Below are 20,094 nucleotides of genomic sequence, written 5' to 3'. Positions count from 1 at the left end.
CCGGCATTTGTGCTGGGCCTGATGATTCGCTCGCGTGGCTCGCTCATGCCGACCCTCCGCTTCGCTGCGTGCCGGCATTTGTGCTGGGCCTGATGATTCGCTCGCGTGGCTCGCTCATGCCGACCCTCCGCTTCGCTGCGTGCCGGCATTTGTGCTGGGCCTGATGAAGCGCTCGCTCATGATTCCTCCCCGGCATGGCTGACCGCGTCGGCGACGATGTGCGCGACATGCTCGTCGACCAGGGCGTACGCGATCTCCCGGCCCCGCCGCGAGCCGCGTACGACGCCGGCCCCGCGCAGCACCCGCAGGTGCTGGGAGACCAACGGTTGCGCGACGCCGAGTTTATCCACCAGCTCGTGCACGCAGCGCTCGCCGTCGGCCAGCTCGCTGACGATGGCGAGCCGGATCGGCGCCGAGAGGGCGCGCAGGAGCTCGCTGGCACCCTCGAAGGCGTCATAGCCGGATCCGCTGGTCACCCTGCAACGGTAACCAATACCGAAGCGGAACCCGTGATCAGGACCGGCTGAGCACCACCTCGTGTGGTTCCGGATCGGGCGTGGGCTGCGGTCGGGAGCGGCGGAGCCGGCGCCAGGCGGCGGCCAGCAGGGTGACCACCACGAACGAGGCGATCGCGAGGACCACCACCGAGGCGCCCGGCGCGGTGTCGGCGAGCGCCGCCATCCAGATGCCGGCACCGGCAGCGAACAGGCCCAGTGCCATGGCCGCCGTCATGGTGCTGCGGAAACCCCGGGTGACCTGCTGGGCGGTGGCCACCGGGACGACCATCAACGCGCTGATCAGCAGGACACCGACGGCCCGCATGGCGATCGTGACGGTGATCGCGGTGGTGATCGCCAGCAGCAGGTTCAGCGCGCGTACCGGCAGCCCGGAGACTCGGGCGTACTCCTCGTCGTGGCAGACCGCGAACAGCGCGGGCCGCAGCGCCAGCATCGCGGCCAGCACCGCCACGCCGAGCACCGCGATGGTGACCAGGTCGTCGCGGGAGGTCGTGGTCAACGCACCGAAGAGGTATGCGTTGAGGTTGGCGCTGGTGCTGTCGGAGAGCCCCACCAGGACCACGCCACCGGCGATGCCGCCGTAGAACAGCAGGGCCAGTGCCAGGTCACCGGAGGTACGACCGCGTTCGCGGATCAGCTCGATGGCGATCGCCCCGATGGTGGCCGCGATCACCGCCATGATCACCGGAGAGGTCTGGAACAGCAGGCCGGCACCGACGCCGGTGAGCGCCACGTGCCCGATGCCGTCGCCGATCAGTGCGAGTCGCCGCTGCACCAGATAGATGCCGAGCGCCGGGGCGGCCAGCCCGATGATCAGCGCCCCGATCAGGGCGCGCAGCATGAATTCGTACTGGAAGAGACTCACCTTGTGCTCCACATGCCGGCGGGCTCCTCGGGACCGTGCGGATGCACGTGGTCGTGGTCCGGCTCCGCGTGGTGCCCGGCCGGGTCCGGGACCGCGCCGTCGTGCGCGATCTGCCCCTGGTGTACGACGATCGCGCGGCTGATCAGCGGCCGGAGCGGGCCCAGCTCGTGCGCGACGAGCAGGACCGTGCCGCCGTCGTCGACGAATCCGCGCAGGGCCCCGGCGAACGCCTCCTGGCTGGCCGCGTCCACTCCTGCCGTCGGTTCGTCGAGCACCAGCAGCTCCGGGCGTCCGGCCAGGGCGCGGGCGATCAGGGTGCGTTGCTGCTGGCCGCCGGAGAGCGTGGAGACGGGGTCCTTGGCCCGGTCGGCCAGGCCCACGGCGCGCAACGCCTCCGCCACCGCCTCCCGGTCGGCCCGGCCGGGCGGACGCAGGATGCCTCGGCGGGCCAGCCGGCCGGAGGCGACGACCTCGGCCACGGTGGCCGGTACGCCGCTGCCCGCGCCGAGCCGCTGGGGCACGTAGCCGAGCCGCTGCCACTGTCGGAACCGGCGTACCCGGTGGCCGAAGAGGGTGACCGAGCCGGCGGTGAGCGGGACGAGCCCGAGCACGGCGCGGATCAGGGTGGACTTGCCGGAGCCGTTGGCGCCGAGGACCGCGACCACCTCGCCGGTGGTCACGGTCAGGGATACGTCGCGGAGCACGGGGCGGCCGTCGTAGCCGACCACCCCGTGCTCCACGGAGATGACGTCAGGTGTCACGAGCAGCTCAACGCCGTCCTCAAGGTCTGCAGGTTGGTGCGCATCACCGAAAGGTAGTCCCCGCCGTTGTCGGCGGACAGACCCTCGATCGGATCGAGCACCGCGGTCTGGGCGCCGACCTCCTTGGCGATGGTCTCGGCGACCTTCGGGCTCACCAGCGTCTCGAAGAAGATCGTGGTGGCGCCGTGCTCCCGCGCCTCTTCGGTGACCGCGGCCAGCCGCTGCGGCGACGGCTCGTCCTCCGGGGAGAGCCCGGTGATGCCGATCTGCTCCAGCTTGTACTTCTGTGCCAGGTAGCCGAACGCGGTGTGGCTGACCACGATCTCCCGCCGCTGGCAGGTCTTCAGCCCCTCGCTGAACTCGGTGTCCAGCTTCGCCAGCTCGGTACGCAGGGTGGTCGCCCGCTGGGTGTACTCGCCGGCCCGGTCCGGGTCGACGGTGCCGAGGCGCTCGGCCAGCTTGTCGCCGATGGTGGCCAGTCGGGTCGGGTCCAGCCAGACGTGCGGGTCCTTGGCGCCGTCCGAGGTCTCCTCGGCCGGCTTCTTCTCCTCGTCGTGGTCGTGACCGTGGTCGTCGTCCTCGTGACCGTGGTCGTCGTCGCCGTGGCTGTGGGTGTGGCCGCCGGCGGCGGCGTCGAGCAGCGGCTCCACGGTCGCCACGTCGAAGGCGCGGTCACCGCCGTTCTGGTCGATCGCCTCGTCCACCGCAGGCTGAAAGCCGTGCAGGAAGATGATCAGCTCCGCCTCGCTGATCTGACCGACCTGCCCCGGGTTCAGCTCCAGGTCGTGCGGCTCGGCGCCGGGGCGGGCCAGGTTCGTCACCGCCACCGCGTCGCCGCCGATCTGCTCGGCGAGGAACTGCAACGGGTAGAAGCCGGCCACCACGTCGATCCGATTCGGGTCGGCACCGGCCGGGCTGTCCTCGGTCGAGCAGGCGGTGACGCCACCCAGGGCGAGCAGGGCGGCCGTGGCGGTGGCCAGAGCGCGCGGAGCGGTGCGGTAGGTCATGCCACCGACTCTCCGCGACAACGACAATGATTGTCAAAAACGCATGAGTGCATGTCAGAGCAGCTTCACCAGACCGACGGTGACCAGCAGAGTGAGTGCCAGCAGCCGGATCGTCCGCGTGGGTGGGGTCTGCACCTGCCAGGTCGTCACCAGCAGCGCGGCCAGCGCGGCGGCGATCGTCAGGGTCAACAGCCCGCCCACCACCCCCGGGACGAAGAACGCGACCAGCATCAGGAACAGGGTGATCAGGAACACCGTGGTCGGGTTGGCCCGGGCCAACCGCTCGTGGATCCCGCGCTGCGTACGCTGCATCCCACAGACTCTACGAGGAGGGGGAGCCGGTGCTGGTGACCAACCGGTTCGTGGTCGAGGAAGACGCCGCCGAGGACTTCGCCGGACGGGCCCACGCGGCCCTCGCCGCGCTCGCCGCCCGGCCCGGCTACCTGCGGGGACAACTCGTCCGGGCCCTGGACGACCCACGCCACTGGTGCCTGGTGACGGAGTGGGAGTCGGTGGGCACCTACCGCCGGGCGTTGGGCGGTTTCGACGTCAAGGTCACCGCCGTCCCGCTGCTCGCCGAGAGCATCGACGAGCCGTCCGCGTACGAGCCGTTGGCGACCGCGGCGCCCGGTGGGGACGTGGTGGTGGCCGCCAGCGATCGTGCTGCGGGTCCTTACCGGTGAGCCGCCGGGCACTACGCTGGCTTCCATGACCGCTCCCGGACCGGCAGCCCCACCACCGCACCAGCCGCTGCCCGGCCAGCAGGGACCTCAGGCCCCGGGCGATCCCGGCCCGCCACCGGCCCCGTCCGGCGTGCCGCCCACCGGCGGCCCCGGCATGCCGCCTGCGCCCACCGGTGCTCCCGGCTTCCCGCCCCCGTCCGGCGGTGGCCCCGGCCTCCCGCCCCCGTCCGGCGGATCGGACCCCGGCACACCGGCGCCGCCCGCCGGGCCGGGCGTGGCCCCGCCGTTCGCGGCCCCACCGACCGAGGGCGGCCGTACCCGGCTCTGGCTCGGCCTCGGCGCCGGAGCGCTGGCCCTGGTGCTGTGCTGCGGTGGCGGCGGCACGGCCGTGGTCGGCCTGCTGGTCAGCGGGGTGCAGGCGATCGACGAGCAGGGACGCACCGTCTCCGGCGACTACTACCGGGCGCTGGCCGACGGCGAGTTCGGCCGGGCCTACGACCAGCTCTGCGAGGACGCCCGGCGGCGCGAGTCGCGGCAGGAGTTCGAGCGCCGGGCGGCGGCCGAACCGCAGATCTCCTCCTACCGGGTCGGCCAGGTGGACACCACCACGCTGACCGTGCCGGTGGACGTGACCTTCAGCGGCGGCGGCCAGGAGCGCCAGCAGGTCGTGCTCCAGCAGGACCAGCAGACCGGTGGCATGGAGGTCTGCGGAGTCAACTGACCGGCCGCAGGTAATGTGCTGGGTCTGAGGACCGGCGGGGTCGTACCGTGGTCCCGGACCGTTCGATTCATCCCACACTGTCCCCGCCGACCGCCAGTCGGCGTAGGAGGAAAAATGCCAGCCGACCGTATCGACGCCGTCGTCAGCCTCGCCAAGCGTCGAGGATTCGTCTTCCCCTCCAGCGAGATCTATGGAGGCACCCGGTCGGCGTGGGACTACGGTCCGCTCGGCGTGGAGCTCAAGGAGAACGTCCGCCGGCAGTGGTGGAAGACCATGGTCCAGCAGCGTGACGACGTGGTGGGTCTGGACTCCGCGGTGATCCTGTCGCGCGACGTGTGGGCCGCCTCCGGTCACCTGGACGCCTTCGTCGACCCGCTGACCGAGTGCCAGTCCTGCCACAAGCGGTTCCGCGCCGACCATCTGGAAGAGGCGTACGAGGCCAAGCACGGCAAGCCGCTGGCCGCCCTGACCGAGCTGAACTGCCCCAACTGCGGCAACAAGGGCACCTTCACCGAGCCGCGGATGTTCAACGGCCTGATGAAGACCTACCTGGGCCCGGTGGAGAGCGACGAGGGCCTGCACTACCTGCGGCCGGAGACCGCCCAGGGCATCTTCGTCAACTACAAGAACGTCGAGACCGTCGCCCGCAAGAAGCCGCCGTTCGGCATCGCGCAGACGGGCAAGTCGTTCCGCAACGAGATCACCCCGGGCAACTTCATCTTCCGTACCCGCGAGTTCGAGCAGATGGAGATGGAGTTCTTCGTCGAGCCCGGCACCGACGAGCAGTGGCACGAGTACTGGTTGCAGGAGCGCTGGAACTGGTACATCGACCTCGGCCTGGCCGAGGAGAACCTGCGCTTCTTCGAGCACCCGCAGGAGAAGCTCTCGCACTACTCGAAGCGCACCGTCGACATCGAGTACAAGTTCCGGTTCGGCGGCACCGAGTTCGCCGAGCTGGAGGGCATCGCCAACCGCACCGACTTCGACCTGTCCACGCACAGCAAGCACTCTGGCGTCGACCTGTCGTACTTCGACCAGACCAAGCAGGAGCGCTGGGTCCCGTACGTGATCGAGCCGGCCGCCGGCCTCACCCGCGCGGTGCTGGCGTTCCTGCTGGAGGCGTACGACGAGGACGAGGCGCCGAACACCAAGGGCGGCGTGGACAAGCGCACCGTGATGCGTTTCGACCCCCGGCTGGCCCCGGTGAAGGTGGCGGTGCTCCCGCTCTCCCGCAACGAGGCGCTCTCGCCCAAGGCCAAGCAGCTCGCCGCCGACCTGCGCAAGCGCTGGGTGGTCGAGTTCGACGACTCGCAGGCGATCGGCCGCCGCTACCGTCGGCAGGACGAGATCGGCACCCCGTTCTGCGTCACGGTCGACTTCGACACGCTGGACGACAACGCGGTGACCATTCGGAACCGGGACACCATGGCCCAGGAGCGGATCGCGCTGGACCAGGTCGAGCGCTACCTGATCGACCACCTCCCCGGCTGCTGACGCGCGCCGCCGAAGCGCTGCCGACGTGAAAGGAAGGGTCCCCTGCTAACGCCTGGTGCATAGCAGGGGACCCTTCCTAACACCGTCAACCACGCGGATCGCCGCTCGGCGGTGTCGGCGTCATCGATACGTCGACTCGTAACCGGACGCCGGCACCGAGCCCGCGCCGGGACTCGTACGCCTCCTCCACCGACCGCCGTACCCGGTGCGGCTCACGGCGGATCTGTGCCGGCGTGAAGTGCAGTACCAGCACACCCAGCCGGCTCAGCTCGTTGTGCCGGTCGAGGGTGCGCGCCCAGTCGCCGGGGCGGAAGTGGTACTCCTGCGAGTCGACCTCCAGAGCCACCGCCGCCTCCGGCAGATAGCCGTCGGGCGTCGGCACCGCCCGGCCTGCCGCATCCCGCAGTCGGGGATTCCACAGGACCTCCGGCAGCACCGTGCTCGCCGCGAGGCAGTCCCGCAGCTCGGCCTCCGGCGCCGACCGCGCGCCCTGAGTCACCTCGGCGAACGCCTTCCTGACCAGCGCCGTACGGCTGCGCCGGGCGCGACGGATCTCCTCGTCCAGGTCGGCGAGGTCCGCGTACCCCCGCTGCACGGCCTCGGCGACGACGGCCCGCACCGGACGGAGTTGCCGCAGGCCGCGTGCCGCGTCGACGACCGCGCGGGCCGGCGAGCACACCGGGTAGAACGGCGTGGCGCGGGCCCGGCTGTCCAGCGTCAGGGCCCGCGAGATCACCGCGAAGCCGGCGGACGTGCGGCGGGCGTGATGCGGTACGACGAGATGCACGGCGTCGGTGCGCGGGCTCTGCTGGAAGCCGTACCAGATCAGCGCGGCGAGGCCGGTCAACTGCGCTTCCGTCCCGGCGTAGAGCGCCGCCGAGATCCGTCGCTGCTCGTCGGTCAGGATGCCGGTGACCAGGGCGTACGTGGCGGGCAGCACCCGCTGCCACAGGCCGCGTCGGGTTTGCCGGTAGAGATACATGTCGTCGAAGCCGGCGGCGAGCAGTTGCGCGCGGCTCACGATCTGCTGCTGGTGTTCGGCCAGGTCGGCGAAGTGGGGAGGAAGGCTGCGCATGCCGGACAGCATCGATCGTGATCTCGTCCCGTGGGTGGCCCCCGGCCGGGCCTGTGGACAGCCGCCGGGCCTGTGGACAACCCCGCCGGGTCGCTGGCGATGTGGTATGCGTCGCGTTAGCAGGGGTCCCCTGCTATGCACGAGACGTTAGGAAGGGACCCTTCCTTACACTTGGGCGCGTGCCGACTACCGCTCCCGTCCTGCGCCCGTTGACCATCGGGCCGCATCAGGTGTGGCCGCCGGTCGTGCTGGCGCCGATGGCCGGCATCACCAATGTCGGCTTCCGCCAGCTCTGCCGCGAGCAGGGCGGCGGCATCTACGTCTGCGAGATGATCACCACCGTCGCGGTGGTCGAGCGGAACCCGAAGACGCTGCGCATGATCGCCTTCGGTGCGGACGAAAGCCCGCGCAGCCTCCAGCTCTATGGCACCGACCCGGAGACCACCGCCGCCGCCGTGCGGATCGTGGTCGAGAAGAACCTCGCCGACCACATCGACCTGAACTTCGGTTGCCCGGTCCCGAAGGTCACCCGCCGGGGCGGTGGCGCGGCGCTGCCGTGGCGACGCCGGCTCTTCGCCCGCCTGGTGCGGGCCGCGGTGGACGCCGCGTCACCCGCCGGGGTGCCGGTCACCGTCAAGATGCGCAAGGGCATCGACGACACACACCTGACGTACGTCGAGGCGGGCCTCGCCGCGCAGGACGCCGGAGTGGCCGCGGTCGCCCTGCACGGGCGTACGGCCGCGCAGCGGTACTCGGGCACCGCGGACTGGGACGCCATCGCCACCCTGAAGCAGGCGCTGGACGTACCGGTGCTCGGCAACGGCGACATCTGGGAGGCCGACGACGCGCTGCGGATGGTCGCGCACACCGGCGTGGACGGCGTGGTGATCGGGCGCGGCTGTCTCGGTCGGCCGTGGCTCTTCGCCGACCTGGAGGCCGCGTTCGACGGTCGTGCCGAGCGGCGACTGCCGAACCTCGGCGAGGTGGCGACGACGATGCGCCGCCATGCCGAGCTGTTGGTCGCGCAGTTCACCGCCGGGGCCCGCAACCCGGCCCGGGGTGAGCGGGACGGCTGCACCGACTTCCGTAAGCACGTCGCGTGGTACCTGAAGGGTTTCCCGATCGGCGGTGAGCTGCGCCGTGCGCTGGCGATGATCGACACCCTGGCCCAGCTCGACGACCTGCTCGGCAAGCTCGACCCCACGGTGCCGTTCCCGGTGGAGACGCTCGGGCAGCCCCGGGGCCGGACCAACTCCCCGGGCAAGGTGTTCCTGCCCGACGGCTGGCTGGCCAGCCGCGACGACGACACCGTGCCGGTGGGCGCTGAGCTGGACGACTCCGGCGGCTGAGCCCGCCGCCGTTCACCACCGTGCGCGCGGCCGCACCGGCCGACGGTGCAGGCCCGTGCCGGTACTCCGACGGTGTGCGCTGGGTGTTAGGAGGGGTCCCTTGCTATGCACGGGGCGTTGGTAGGGGTCCCTTCCTTGCATGCCACGACGGCCGGCCCCCGTTCGGGGGGCCGGCCGTTGTGTGGTGGTGTCAGGAGGTGGTGGCGTAGCCGCGGGTGGCGATCCAGTTGGCGAGGTCGTCGATGTGGAGGTCGTAGCGGGCTTGGTTGGGGTTGGCGGAGTCGGCGATGGTGACGGTGTCGCCGTTGTTGGTGTAGCCGGTGACGCTGATGTAGTGGCCGCCTTCGAAGCTGTGGGTGGTGCCGGTGGTGTCGGTGGTGGTGCCGGCGATGTTGGCGACTACGGCGTGGCCGTTGTCGATGGTGCGGACGATGTCGTCGCGGAGCTTGTCGGTCTGGCGGCTGTCGGCGGTGGGGGTGTTGATCTCGACGGACTTGTAGGCGTTCTTGCCGGTTTCGCGGTTGAGGACGGGGGTGATGTCGTTGATGGAGTCGGTGCCGTTCTCGGTGGTGCCCATTTCCTTGGCCATGGTGTGGACGTCGATGTTCTTGCCCTGGACGCTGAGGGCGTTGCGGGCGGCGGCGGGGCCGCAGTAGTAGAAGTTGGGCTGGGCTTCGTAGCGGACGTCGAGCTGACGCTCGCTGCCCTTACGGTCGGCCTGCACGGCGGCGACGGGCGGGCCGGCCGGTGCGGCGTACGCGGTGGTGATGGGGCCGGCGATGGCGCCGCCGGTGAAGGCGAGGCCGGCAGCGGTCAGGGCAGCCTTGCGGAAGATAGCGGTACGCATGATGTCTGCACCTTTCGTTCGGGGGTGCGCGCGGCCCACGTAGGGGGGTGTGCCGGGGCCGTGCGAAAGGGGGAAAGTGCGATCGGAACCGTCGGGGCCGGGGGCCGCTCACGACGTCCGAGTCAGGTGTAACGCCGGGGGGTGCGGGGTCATTCCGACCCGGTCCCGGACCGGGGGTGCGGCGCCGGGGAGGCGTCGCGGTCATGCCATGTACAACCCCCGGCCCGGGCCGATGATTCCGCGATCGGGGTGACCGAGGCGACCCCGCGATCAGGGATCAAACGGTCATAACGGCATGAACTTTCTCGGACAAACCGTACCTTGCGATCGAATCGGGCGGCCCATCGCGCCCGGAGCCGCCCGTCGCCGAGACCTCGGCACCGCCCGTTCCGCGCGAACCCGCCCACGCCTGAGGCGCGGTGTTAGCAGGGGTCCCCTGCTATGCACGAGGCGTTAGCAGGGGACCCTTCCTTGCATCTCCGACGGAAGTCGGGGGGCGGGGATGTCGGCATCGGTCGGCCAGGGGATCTCGGGTGCGCGGTGGAAGGTGATGCCGGCCCGGGTCCAGCGCGGGCCGTGTCCGGCCAGTCGTCGACGGAAGGCGTCCCAGTCGTGGGCGCGGCGGGGGGACCAGCCCAGCTCGGCGATGGCGGGTAGGCGGGGCAGCAGCATGAACTCGATCTCGGCGAGGTTCGTCACCGATTCGGTCCAGAGCGGCGCTTCCACCCCGAGCACGGCTTCGGTCGGTACGCCCGTCAGGTGCGTGGCCGGGTCCCACTCGTACGCCCGACGTACGTCGACGAGGCCGGCCCAGTCGTGTCCGATCGGCGTGTCCGGGGCGTACTTCATGTCCAGGTATGCGTGGTTGCCGGGGGAGAGGATCAGGCGGGCGCCCCGACGGACCGCGTCGGCGGTCTGCGGGTCGTCGCCGTTCGTGCCCCACCACTGGAGGATCCGCCCGTCGACGTGCCCGGCCGGGGCGATCTGGTGCCATCCGACGATCGTCTTGCCGAGCCCGGCGACGATCCGCTGCACCCGCTCGACGAACGCGGCGTAGACGTCGGCGGGCACCTTGAACGCCTCGTCGCCGCCGATGTGCAGCCACTGGCCGGGGGTGAGTGCGGCGAGTTCGCCGAGGACGTCGGCGACGAAGTCGTACGTCCGCTCGTGTGCCGGGTCGACGTAGCTGAACCCGACCTCGGTGCCGGTGTACGGCGGCGGCGCGGTCCGGTCCGGGGCGAGTTCCGGGTACGCGGCCAGCGCGGCGTTGGTGTGCCCGGGCAGGTCGATCTCGGGGACGACCGTGATGTGCCGGGCTGCGGCGTACGCCACGATCCGCCGGTAGTCGGCCTGGGTGTAGTACCCGCCCGGTCCGCCACCGACCTCGGTGGCCCCGCCGACGGTGCTCAGGCCGGGCCAGGAGTCGACGGCGATCCGCCAGCCCTGGTCGTCGGTGAGGTGCAGGTGCAGCCGGTTGAGCTTGTACCGGGCCAGGTGGTCGATCACCCGCAGCACGTCGGGTACGCCGAAGAAGTGCCGGGCTACGTCGAGCATGGCCCCCCGGTGCGGGAAGCGGGGCCGGTCGAGGACCGATCCGCCCGGCAGCACCCAGCGTCGGGTCACCGGGGTGGGGCTCTCGATGTCGGCGGGCAGCAGTTGGCGCAGCGTCTGAACTCCGTGGTGGAGGCCGGCGGCGGTGCCGGCGGTGAGCCGTACGCCGTCGCGGGTGACGTCGAGCCGGTAGCCCTCCGCGCCGAGGTCGGGATCGCCGGTCAGGTCGAGGGCGATGCCGCCGGCCGGGGTGGGCGCGGCGGTGTCGGTCACCGGCAGCGGGTACCCGGTGGCGGGGCGCAGCAGCGCGGCGAGCTGCTCGGCGACGGCCAGGGCGGCGGGTTCGGCGCTGACCCGGATCACCGTGTCGGCGGTGAGCAGGTGGTCGGCGGTGGCGTCCGGGGTGACCCGTTCCGGGGCCGGCACCACGTCGTCGAGCCGGACCGGCGCGGGCCGGGCGAGCTGGGCCGTCGCCTCCCGCGCGGCCGTCTCCGCCAGCTCCCCGGTGGTGCGTGCCGCCCCGCCGACCGGGTCGACGGCGGCGACCTCCCGAGCGGCGACCGCGCCGACGGCGGTGGTCTCCGGCGCGGTGGGTGGCGTGCGGTCCGTCGTGCCGCCGGTCCGCGCGGCGGGTACGCCGGCCGGGCCGGTGCTCTCGGGCGGTACGGGGGCGGTGGCGGGGGGTGTGGACACGACGACGGCTCCGAGGGGTGTAGTCGCGGCGGTTCTGGCAATGGTGCGAGCGTGACGCTGCGTGCCGTCAAGAGTACGGGGAGGTCGGCCATTGCGTATTCGTGCACGTGGAAACGTTCCCAAAGACCGTGACGAACGCGTGCGGTCGTGATTGCTGTGCCCATTGTCACCGAATGCTCCCGAGGCTCGCGAAGTTCGCTTAGCCTTCGCCCACCGATCGGAAAAGCCCCCGGATTACCAGTGGTCGATCCCGGGGTATTCGGAAACTGAACTCTCGTTAAGTGTCAATCCGGGCGCGTGGGAGGCTTTGGTGACGCAGGAAACGGTCGAACACAAGTACGTCTACGACTTCGCCGAAGGCAACAAGGACCTCAAGGACCTGCTCGGCGGCAAGGGTGCCAATCTGGCCGAGATGACCAACCTCGGCCTGCCGGTCCCGCCCGGCTTCACCATCACCACCGAGGCATGCCAGGCGTACCTCGCCACCGGGGCGGAGCCCGACGGGTTGGCCGACCAGATCGCGCGCCACCTGGACTCCCTGGAGCAGGGGATGGGCCGGCGGCTCGGCGACCCGGACGACCCGCTGCTGGTCTCGGTGCGGTCCGGGGCGAAGTTCTCCATGCCCGGGATGATGGAGACCGTCCTCAACGTCGGGCTCAACGACCGCTCGGTGGTGGGCCTGGCCCGGCAGGCCGGCGCCTCCACCGGTCCGGCCGCCTCCGGCGGCAGTGCAGATCCGGCCGCCTCCGGCGGCAGCGTCGGTCCGGCCGCCTCCGGCGGCAGCGTCGGTCCGGCCGCCTCCGGCGGCAGCGACAGGTTCGCCTGGGACTCCTACCGGCGGCTGATCCAGATGTTCGGCAAGACCGTCTGCGAGGTGCCGGGGGAGGAGTTCGAGCAGGCGCTCGACGAGGCCAAGCGGGCCCGGAACACCACCGACGACCTCGACCTGGACGCGGACGACCTGCGGGGACTCGTCGACACGTACAAGAAGATCTTCCGGAAGCACACCGGGCGCGACTTTCCGCAGGAGCCGCGCGAGCAGCTCGACCTGGCCATCCGGGCGGTCTTCGACTCGTGGAACGCGGAGCGGGCGGTGGTCTACCGGCGGCAGGAGCGCATCCCGGCCGACCTCGGCACCGCCGTCAACGTGGTGGCGATGGTCTTCGGCAACCTCGGGCCGGACTCCGGCACCGGGGTCGCCTTCACCCGCGACCCGGCCAGCGGCGCGCAGGGCATATACGGCGACTACCTGGCCAACGCCCAGGGCGAGGACGTCGTCGCCGGCATCCGCAACACCGTGCCGTTGCAGGAGCTGGAACGGATCGACCGCACCTCCTACGACGAACTGCTCGACTACATGGCCCGGCTGGAGCGGCACTACCGGGACCTGTGCGACATCGAGTTCACCATCGAGCACGGCAAGCTCTGGATGTTGCAGACCCGGGTCGGGAAGCGGACCGCCGCCGCCGCGTTCGTCATCGCCGGTCAGCTCGTCGACGAGGGCCTGATCGACCTGGACGAGGCGCTGCACCGGGTCAACGGCGCCCAACTGGCCCAGCTCATGTTCCCGCGCTTCCAACTCGACCACGGGTTCCAGCCGGTCGCCACCGGCATCGGCGCCTCGCCGGGTGCCGCCGTCGGCAAGGTCGTCTTCACCTCGGCCCGCGCCGTGGAGTTGGCCGGCGAGGGCCAGGACGTGATCCTGGTCCGTCGGGAGACCAACCCGGACGACCTGAACGGCATGATCGCCGCGCGCGGCATCCTCACCTCGCGTGGCGGCAAGACCAGCCACGCCGCCGTGGTGGCCCGGGGGATGGGCAAGACCTGCGTCTCCGGCGCCGACGAGCTGGACATCGACGTGCCCGGCCGGCGGTTCACCGTGGCCGGGCGGACGGTCAGCGAGGGCGACGTGGTCTCCATCGACGGCACCACCGGCACGGTGTACCTGGGCGAGGTGCCGGCCACGCCGTCCGAGGTGGTGCAGTACTTCGAGGGCGAACTCGACCCGGAGGCCACGGACGACGCGCTGGTCCGGGCCGTACACCGGATCATGTCGCACGCCGACGCCGCGCGGCGGCTGGCGGTACGCACCAACGCCGACACCGCCGCCGACGCGGCCCGAGCCCGGCGCTTCGGTGCCGAGGGCATCGGGCTCTGCCGCACCGAGCACATGTTCCTCGGCGACCGGCGTGAGCTGGTCGAACGGCTCGTCCTGGCGCGGGAGGCGGAGGAGCGGGAGCAGGCGCTGGCCGCGCTGCTGCCGTTGCAGCGGGCGGACTTCGTGGGGATCTTCCGGGAGATGGACGGGCAACCGGTCACCGTTCGGCTGATCGACCCGCCGCTGCACGAGTTCCTGCCCCCGCTCGAACAGCTCGCCGTCGACGTGGCGGTGGCCCAGGAGCGCGGCGAGGACGTCGCCAAGGAGGAGGCGCTGCTGGCCGCCGTACGCCGGATGCACGAGGAGAACCCGATGCTGGGACTGCGCGGCGTACGCCTCGGCCTGGTGATCCCCGGTCTGTTCGCGATGCAGGTGCGGGCGATCACCGAGGCGGCGGTGGAGTGCACCCGGCAGGGCGTACGCTCCTGCCCCGAGATCATGGTGCCGCTGGTCGGGGCCGTGCAGGAGCTGGAGACGGTACGCGCGGAGGCAGAGCGGATCATCGGCGAGGTGGTCGGCGGCAGCGACGTCGAGGTGCTGATCGGCACGATGATCGAGGTGCCCCGGGCGGCGCTGACCGCCGGGCAGATCGCCGAGGCGGCCGAGTTCTTCTCCTTCGGCACCAACGACCTGACCCAGATGGGCTGGGGGTTCTCCCGCGACGACGTGGAGGGTGCCTTCTTCTGGCGCTACCTGGAGCTGGGCATCTTCGGGATCTCACCGTTCGAGTCCATCGACGCGGACGGGATCGGCCGACTGGTGCGGATCGCCGCCGAGGAGGGACGGGCCGCCCGCCCCGGCCTGAAACTCGGGGTCTGCGGCGAGCACGGCGGGGACCCGGACTCGGTGCACTTCTTCCACTCGGTCGGGCTGGACTACGTCTCCTGCTCGCCGTTCCGGGTGCCGGTCGCCCGGCTGGAGGCGGGGCGGGCCGCGGTGGTCACGGCGGGCTCGGACAGCCGGTGACGCAGCCGGGTCGGTGGACATGCGTCCACCGGCCCGGTATCGGGGACCACTGTCCCGGGCTCACATCGGCGGGCGACGCCAGGTGATGTACGGGTCGCGGTGCGGGCGCCGGCTGGGCAGGGTGGCCATCGGGGTGCGTACCGCCAAAGGGGCGTGCGGATCGGGGCGCTGCGTCGGCAACGTCGGGCGGTGTCGGGCGGCGAGCGCGGCACCGGTCCGGTCGACCAGGCCCCGGGCCTCCTCGCGAAGCGCGACCAGATCCGCGCCCGGCTCGGCGACCAGGGTCAGCAGGGCGTCGCGGCCGGCGGGGTATGTGACCACACAGCCGGCGGCGGTGTGCACCACGGACTCGTGGAACTCACCGCGTCGGACGGTGGTGGCCATCCGGTGGCCTAGGCCGAAGCTGGCGGCGGCCAGGGCAGCGAGGTGGGTGGCATCGGTCGTGGGCAGGTCGCTGGAGATCAGCAGGCCGTCCATGCCGGCGAGGACCACGCCGGCGATCTCGGGGCGGCGGCGACGCAACCCGCGCAACTCGGTGCCCATCATCGTTTCCGCGTTCACGAGCGTGTCTCTCCCACCGGTCGTGTCTCCGCCTCAACAAGTGACGTTCCGCAGTGGCGACGCTACCTGTCGGCGTCAAGTTAGGCGATCCCGTGACTGTCGGCAATCGGTCGGCAACTCTCGACTGATCGGGGGATGTGACCACGACAGGGGCACGTCGTGGCCGGGCCGCACCGGCCGACCGGGCGTAACCTGGGCTCGCCCGTGGACCGTCGTCGCGAAGGGTGGCCGGATGGAATCGCGTACCGCACTGCTGGGAAGCCGAGCCGACGGCCGGGCGGCGGTGCCGGCATGACCAGCGTCTGGACGCATCTGACCGTGGACGCCCGCGACCCGGGCCGATTGGCCCGCTGGTGGGCCGAGGCGCTCGGCTACCAGGTGGTGCGCGAGTTGCCGCACGAGGTGGAGATCCGCGAGTCCGCCGACCGGCTACCCGGTCTCCTGTTCGTGCGCGGGGGCGGGGTCAAGGAGGGCAAGAACCGGCTGCACCTCGACCTGCGCCCGGCCGACCGGGAGGCCGAGGTGGAACGGCTGGTCGACATGGGGGCGCGGCACGTCGACGTCGGCCAGGACGGCGACGACTGGACGGTGCTGGCCGACCCGGAGGGCAACGAGTTCTGCGTGCTGCGGCAGGCGGGGGATTGAACGCTGACGGCGCCGAGGCGCGCTGGGTGGCGGAGTCGGCCAAGGACGCCGGCCACGGCCGGTCGCCGTACGAGCGGGACCGGGCCCGGGTGCTGCACTCGGCGGCCTTCCGGCGGCTCGCCACCAAGACCCAGGTGCACACGGCCGGCACCGACGACTTCCTGCGTACCCGGCTGACCCACTCGCTGGAGGTGGCGCAGATCGCCCGCGAGATGGGCGCGCGGCTGGGCTGCGACCCGGACGTGGTGGACACCGCCGGGCTCGCCCATGACCTGGGGCACCCGCCGTTCGGCCACAACGGCGAGGCGGCGCTCGACGTGGTCGCCGCCGACTGCGGCGGCTTCGAGGGCAACGCGCAGACGTTGCGCGTGCTCACCCGTCTGGAGGCCAAGGTGTACGCCGCCGACGGCACCTCGGCCGGACTGAACCTGACCCGCGCCGCGCTGGACGCCGTCGGCAAGTACCCCTGGACCCGCCGACCCGGCCGGCGCAAGTTCGGGGTGTACGCCGACGACCTGCCGGTCTTCCACTGGTTGCGGGAGGGCAGCCCGGCCGGCGAGCGGCGCTGCCTGGAGGCGCAGGTGATGGACTGGGCCGACGACGTGGCGTACTCGGTGCACGACGTCGAGGACGGCATCCACGGCGGCTACCTGACGCTGGAGCCGTTGCGGGTCGACGCCGACGAGCGGGCCGGGCTCTGCGCCGACGTGGCCGCCGTCTACTCGGCCGAGTCGCCCGACTACCTGGGGCAGGCGCTGCTGGACCTGCTGGCCGATCCGGTGTTCGCCCCGCTGGCCGGGTACGACGGCAGCCACCGGGCGCAGGCCGCGCTCAAGGCCACCACCAGCGTGCTGACCGGCCGGTTCGTGGCGACCGCGGTGGCGGCCACCACCGACCGGTACGGGCCCGGGCCGCACCGCCGGTACGAGGCCGACCTCGTCGTACTCCGGCCGTTGCGGGCCCGGTGTGCGCTGCTCAAGGGCATCGCGTTGCGGTACGTGATGCGTCGCCCCGGCGCGTCGGCACGGTACCAGCGGCAACGGGAGATCCTGACCGATCTGGTGGCGGTGCTGGCGCGGCGGGCACCGGATCTGCTCGATCCGGTGTTCGCGCCGTCGTGGCGGGCCGCGCCGGACGACGCCGCCCGGTTGCGGGTGGTGATCGACCAGGTGGCCTCGCTGACCGATCCGGCCGCACTCGCCTGGCACGCCCGCCTGCTCGGCACGGGTGAGATGTAAGGAAGCGATGTAAGGAAGGGTCCCCTGCTAACGCCTGGTGTATAGGAAGGGACCCCTCCTAACATCACACCCCGTCGCGTGCCGTCGCGTGCCGTTGGGAGGCGGTCGGGGGTGGGGATCGGGCACCGGGGTGGACGACCCCCGGGCGAGTTAGGTTAGCCTAACCAGATGACGGAGCGCCCGATCAAGGTCACCACCGCCCGCGTGCTGCGCACCGAGCGGCCCACCGCGCACGTGATCCGACTAGTGCTGGGTGGAGAGGAACTGGTCGGGCTGCCGCTCGGCGAGTACACCGACACCTACATCAAGATCGTGTTCCCGGTCGACGGGGTCGACTACCCGCGCCCGATGGACCTCGCCGCGATTCGGCGCGAGTTGCCTCGGGAGCACTACCCCCGGCTGCGGGCGTACACGGTCCGGAACTGGGACGCGGCGACCGGGGAGATGACCGTGGACGTGGTGCACCACGGCGACGAGGGCCTCGGCGGGCCGTGGGCCGCCGCGCTGCGCCCCGGCGACGAGGTGCTGTTCGTCGGCCCCGGCGGGGCGTACGCGCCGAGCCCGGAGGCGGACTGGCACCTGTTGGTCGGTGACGAGAGCGCGATGCCGGCTATCGCCGCGTCGCTGGCCCGGCTGCCGGCCGGCGCGCCGGCGTACGTCTTCGTCGAGGTGGACGGCCCGCTCGACGAGCAGCCGCTGCCCAGCCCCGGCGCGGTGGCGGTGACCTGGGTGCACCGGGGTGCCCGGCCGGTGGGCGAGGCGCTTGTCGGCGCCGTACGTGGGCTGGACTTCCCGCCCGGTGAGGTGCAGGCGTTCGTGCACGGCGAGGCGGGTTTCGTCCGCCAGTTGCGCAAGCTGTTGCGGGTGGAGCGGGGGGTGCCGCGCGACGCGCTCTCCATCTCCGGTTACTGGCGGCGGGGCGTGGACGACGAGGGCTGGCGGGCCAGCAAGCCCGACTGGAACCGTCAGGTCGATCTCGACGAGCAGGCTCCGGTCCCCGCTCCGGTCGGTTGATCAAGGGCTTGACGAGCCCTTTCCCTCGAACCCTGTTAACGTCATGATCCAATTGGGTTCGAGGTGCCCGAACCCTCCGTGACGTTCCCGTCCCCGTCGGCGGCGACTGCGTGCCGCTGATCCCCTGGTCCCGCCAGGGTGATTCGTGCTGATTGCGGCACGTGGCGGCGCGGGAACCGGAGGATTGGTTCGGGGTGACCATGAGTGACGAGGTACCGCAGCGGCCCGATCGGACGTCCGGTGAGATCGACCGGATAGTGCTCGGGCTCAGCATCGGCGGAGTGCTGGCCGTGGTGGTCTGGGGCGTGCTCGCGAGCGACTCACTGGCCAGCTTCGGCGAATCCGGCCTGGCCTGGGTGACCAGCACGTTCGGCTGGTTCTTCGTGGTCGCCGCCAACGCCTTCCTGGTGCTCGCGGTGGTGCTGGCGGTGTCCCGGTTCGGCCGGCTACGGCTCGGCAAGGACGACGACGAGCCGGAGTTCAGCACGCTCGCCTGGATCGCCATGATGTTCAGCGCCGGCATGGGCATCGGCCTGGTCTTCTTCGCCGTCGCCGAGCCCATCCAGCACTTCACCACCCCGCCACCGGCCAGCGGTGTCGAACCGCAGACCGAGGCGGCCGCCGGGGCGGCCATGCAGTACACGCTCTTCCACTGGACGCTGCACCCCTGGGCGATCTATGCGGTGGTGGCGCTGGCGTTGGCGTACTCGACGTTCCGCAAGGGCCGGCAGAACAGCATCTCGGCGGCGTTCCGGCCGCTGATCGGCGACCGGGCGGACGGGGTTCTGGGCCGCTCGATCGACCTGCTGGCCGTCTTCGCCACCGTCTTCGGCTCGGCCACCAGCCTCGGCCTCGGCGCACTCCAGATCGCCGCCGGTCTCGACCTGGTCGTCGGCATCCCGGACAGCACCGCCGTGGAGTTGGTGGTGATCGCCGCGCTCACCCTGGCCTTCGTGATCTCCGCCTTCACCGGCCTGCACAAGGGCATCAAGTGGCTCTCCACCACCAACGTGCTGCTGGCCCTGGCGCTGATGCTGTTCGTGTTCGTGGTCGGTCCGACCATCTACACGCTGGAGGTGCTGCCCGCCTCGATCGGCAACTATCTGGACGACCTGGTCGTCATGTCCACGCGTACCGGAGCCTTCTCGGACCCGTCGTGGCTCGGTGGCTGGACCATCTTCTACTGGGCGTGGTGGATCTCCTGGGCACCGTTCGTCGGTACCTTCATCGCCCGGATCTCCCGGGGACGCACGGTCCGGCAGTTCGTGATCGGCGTCCTGCTGGTGCCCAGCGGCGCCAGCGCCGTCTGGTTCGCGATCATGGGCGGCAGCGCGCTGCGGATCCAGACCACCGGCACCCGTGACCTGGTGGCCGACGTCGCCGCCAGCACCGAGCAGGCGCTGTTCGGGCTGCTCGACGCGCTGCCCCTGGCGGCGCTGACCAGCGTGCTGGCCGTGGTGCTCGTCGGGTTGTACTTCGTCACCAGCGCCGACTCGGCCTCGCTGGTGCTCGGCTCGCTGACCTCGCGGGGCGCGCTCCGGCCGCACCGGGTGCTGGTGGTCTCCTGGGGTGTGCTGATCGGCGCGGTCGCGGCGGTGCTGCTGCTCGCCGGTGGGCTCGACGCGCTCCAACAGGCCACCATCATGATCGCGTTGCCGTTCGTGCTCGTGATGCTCGGGCTGGCCGCCTCGCTGGTCAAGGACATGTCCGACGATCCGCTGCTCAAGCCACCGAGCCGCCCTCGGCGGTCCGGCCTGGCCGCCGCCGTCCGCACCGCCCGCTCCTACGGCGAGGAGGACCCGCCGCCGGTCCGGCGATACCTGCGTCGTCGTCCTCGCTGACGCTTGGTGGGTGTTAGTACTCCAACGTCACTTGGCCTGTCTGCGCTGGTAGTGGGATCGGCGGGCTCGGGCTTGGGATGTTCGTCGCCAGATTGACCAGTGCAGGG

At 71.5% G+C, this 20,094-nt stretch carries 18 protein-coding genes; 9 read left to right on the top strand and 9 right to left on the bottom strand.

What is annotated here, in order from left to right; translation table 11 throughout:
* Positions 1 to 176 precede the first annotated feature (176 nt).
* Genes ACIBO1_RS31680 through ACIBO1_RS31660 form a run of 5 tightly spaced genes read right to left on the bottom strand, consistent with a single transcriptional unit; the run spans position 177 to position 3,463 of the window.
* On the bottom strand, positions 177 to 476 hold the full coding sequence (locus tag ACIBO1_RS31680) for a metalloregulator ArsR/SmtB family transcription factor (RefSeq protein WP_350699805.1): 300 nt from the start codon (positions 474 to 476) through the stop codon (positions 177 to 179).
* A gap of 37 nt (positions 477 to 513) precedes the next feature.
* The gene (locus ACIBO1_RS31675; RefSeq protein ID WP_396698718.1) at positions 514 to 1,383 is read right to left on the bottom strand and encodes a metal ABC transporter permease; all 870 of its coding nucleotides are present in this window, start codon (positions 1,381 to 1,383) and stop codon (positions 514 to 516) included.
* Positions 1,380 to 2,144 (bottom strand): metal ABC transporter ATP-binding protein, encoded by a 765-nt coding sequence (locus ACIBO1_RS31670; protein WP_396752907.1) that lies wholly within the window; start codon positions 2,142 to 2,144, stop codon positions 1,380 to 1,382. The genes ACIBO1_RS31675 and ACIBO1_RS31670 overlap by 4 nt, the downstream gene beginning before the upstream one ends.
* Positions 2,141 to 3,151: a metal ABC transporter substrate-binding protein gene (locus ACIBO1_RS31665; protein ID WP_396752905.1), complete on the bottom strand. Its 1,011-nt coding sequence runs from the start codon at positions 3,149 to 3,151 to the stop codon at positions 2,141 to 2,143. The genes ACIBO1_RS31670 and ACIBO1_RS31665 overlap by 4 nt, the downstream gene beginning before the upstream one ends.
* Positions 3,152 to 3,205: 54 nt before the next feature.
* Positions 3,206 to 3,463 carry a hypothetical protein gene (locus tag ACIBO1_RS31660; RefSeq protein ID WP_396752903.1) on the bottom strand — a complete coding sequence of 86 codons (258 nt, stop codon included), beginning with the start codon at positions 3,461 to 3,463 and terminating at the stop codon, positions 3,206 to 3,208.
* A 29-nt stretch (positions 3,464 to 3,492) separates the two neighbouring features.
* Between ACIBO1_RS31660 and ACIBO1_RS31655 the strand changes: the two genes are divergently transcribed.
* The 3 genes from ACIBO1_RS31655 to ACIBO1_RS31645 all read left to right on the top strand — a co-directional run bounded on the left by ACIBO1_RS31655 (position 3,493) and on the right by ACIBO1_RS31645 (position 6,049).
* Positions 3,493 to 3,834 (top strand): antibiotic biosynthesis monooxygenase family protein, encoded by a 342-nt coding sequence (locus ACIBO1_RS31655; protein ID WP_396698710.1) that lies wholly within the window; start codon positions 3,493 to 3,495, stop codon positions 3,832 to 3,834.
* A 274-nt stretch (positions 3,835 to 4,108) separates the two neighbouring features.
* Positions 4,109 to 4,555, top strand: a complete 447-nt coding sequence (locus ACIBO1_RS31650; protein WP_350699831.1) for a hypothetical protein — start codon at positions 4,109 to 4,111, stop codon at positions 4,553 to 4,555.
* A gap of 114 nt (positions 4,556 to 4,669) precedes the next feature.
* Positions 4,670 to 6,049 (top strand): glycine--tRNA ligase, encoded by a 1,380-nt coding sequence (locus ACIBO1_RS31645; protein WP_396752901.1) that lies wholly within the window; start codon positions 4,670 to 4,672, stop codon positions 6,047 to 6,049.
* Positions 6,050 to 6,134: 85 nt separating this feature from the next.
* Here the strand turns inward: ACIBO1_RS31645 and ACIBO1_RS31640 are convergent, their stop codons facing one another.
* Positions 6,135 to 7,124: a type IV toxin-antitoxin system AbiEi family antitoxin domain-containing protein gene (locus tag ACIBO1_RS31640; protein WP_396752899.1), complete on the bottom strand. Its 990-nt coding sequence runs from the start codon at positions 7,122 to 7,124 to the stop codon at positions 6,135 to 6,137.
* A gap of 179 nt (positions 7,125 to 7,303) precedes the next feature.
* Between ACIBO1_RS31640 and dusB the strand changes: the two genes are divergently transcribed.
* On the top strand, positions 7,304 to 8,473 hold the full coding sequence (dusB, locus tag ACIBO1_RS31635) for a tRNA dihydrouridine synthase DusB (RefSeq protein ID WP_396752897.1): 1,170 nt from the start codon (positions 7,304 to 7,306) through the stop codon (positions 8,471 to 8,473).
* A gap of 190 nt (positions 8,474 to 8,663) precedes the next feature.
* Here the strand turns inward: dusB and ACIBO1_RS31630 are convergent, their stop codons facing one another.
* Both ACIBO1_RS31630 and ACIBO1_RS31625 read right to left on the bottom strand, forming a co-directional pair.
* The gene (locus ACIBO1_RS31630; protein ID WP_396752895.1) at positions 8,664 to 9,320 is read right to left on the bottom strand and encodes a C39 family peptidase; all 657 of its coding nucleotides are present in this window, start codon (positions 9,318 to 9,320) and stop codon (positions 8,664 to 8,666) included.
* Between the two features lie 453 nt (positions 9,321 to 9,773).
* Positions 9,774 to 11,564, bottom strand: a complete 1,791-nt coding sequence (locus ACIBO1_RS31625; protein WP_396752893.1) for a beta-N-acetylhexosaminidase — start codon at positions 11,562 to 11,564, stop codon at positions 9,774 to 9,776.
* Between the two features lie 310 nt (positions 11,565 to 11,874).
* Here ACIBO1_RS31625 and ppdK point away from each other — a divergent pair, with 310 nt between their 5' ends.
* Positions 11,875 to 14,688 (top strand): pyruvate, phosphate dikinase, encoded by a 2,814-nt coding sequence (gene ppdK / locus ACIBO1_RS31620; protein ID WP_396752891.1) that lies wholly within the window; start codon positions 11,875 to 11,877, stop codon positions 14,686 to 14,688.
* 60 nt (positions 14,689 to 14,748) lie between these two features.
* On the opposite strand, the gene ACIBO1_RS31615 is transcribed toward ppdK, so the two are convergent.
* Positions 14,749 to 15,249, bottom strand: a complete 501-nt coding sequence (locus tag ACIBO1_RS31615) for a roadblock/LC7 domain-containing protein (protein WP_350698284.1) — start codon at positions 15,247 to 15,249, stop codon at positions 14,749 to 14,751.
* A 291-nt stretch (positions 15,250 to 15,540) separates the two neighbouring features.
* On the opposite strand from ACIBO1_RS31615, the gene ACIBO1_RS31610 reads away from it, so the two are divergent.
* The 4 genes from ACIBO1_RS31610 to ACIBO1_RS31595 all read left to right on the top strand — a co-directional run bounded on the left by ACIBO1_RS31610 (position 15,541) and on the right by ACIBO1_RS31595 (position 19,987).
* A complete protein-coding gene (locus ACIBO1_RS31610; RefSeq protein ID WP_396752889.1) occupies positions 15,541 to 15,894 on the top strand; it encodes a VOC family protein in 354 nt (117 codons plus the stop codon).
* On the top strand, positions 15,891 to 17,132 hold the full coding sequence (locus tag ACIBO1_RS31605; RefSeq protein WP_396752887.1) for a deoxyguanosinetriphosphate triphosphohydrolase: 1,242 nt from the start codon (positions 15,891 to 15,893) through the stop codon (positions 17,130 to 17,132). The genes ACIBO1_RS31610 and ACIBO1_RS31605 overlap by 4 nt, the downstream gene beginning before the upstream one ends.
* Positions 17,133 to 17,300: 168 nt before the next feature.
* The gene (locus ACIBO1_RS31600) at positions 17,301 to 18,146 is read left to right on the top strand and encodes a siderophore-interacting protein (protein ID WP_396752885.1); all 846 of its coding nucleotides are present in this window, start codon (positions 17,301 to 17,303) and stop codon (positions 18,144 to 18,146) included.
* A 200-nt stretch (positions 18,147 to 18,346) separates the two neighbouring features.
* A complete protein-coding gene (locus ACIBO1_RS31595) occupies positions 18,347 to 19,987 on the top strand; it encodes a BCCT family transporter (RefSeq protein WP_396752883.1) in 1,641 nt (546 codons plus the stop codon).
* The last annotated feature ends 107 nt before the right edge of the window (positions 19,988 to 20,094 follow it).

Origin of the sequence: Micromonospora sp. NPDC049903, assembly GCF_044460945.1 — a bacterium.
GTDB lineage: Bacteria > Actinomycetota > Actinomycetes > Mycobacteriales > Micromonosporaceae > Micromonospora.
Note: the sequence above shows the minus strand (reverse complement) of the source record. Positions and strands in the feature narration are given on the sequence as shown.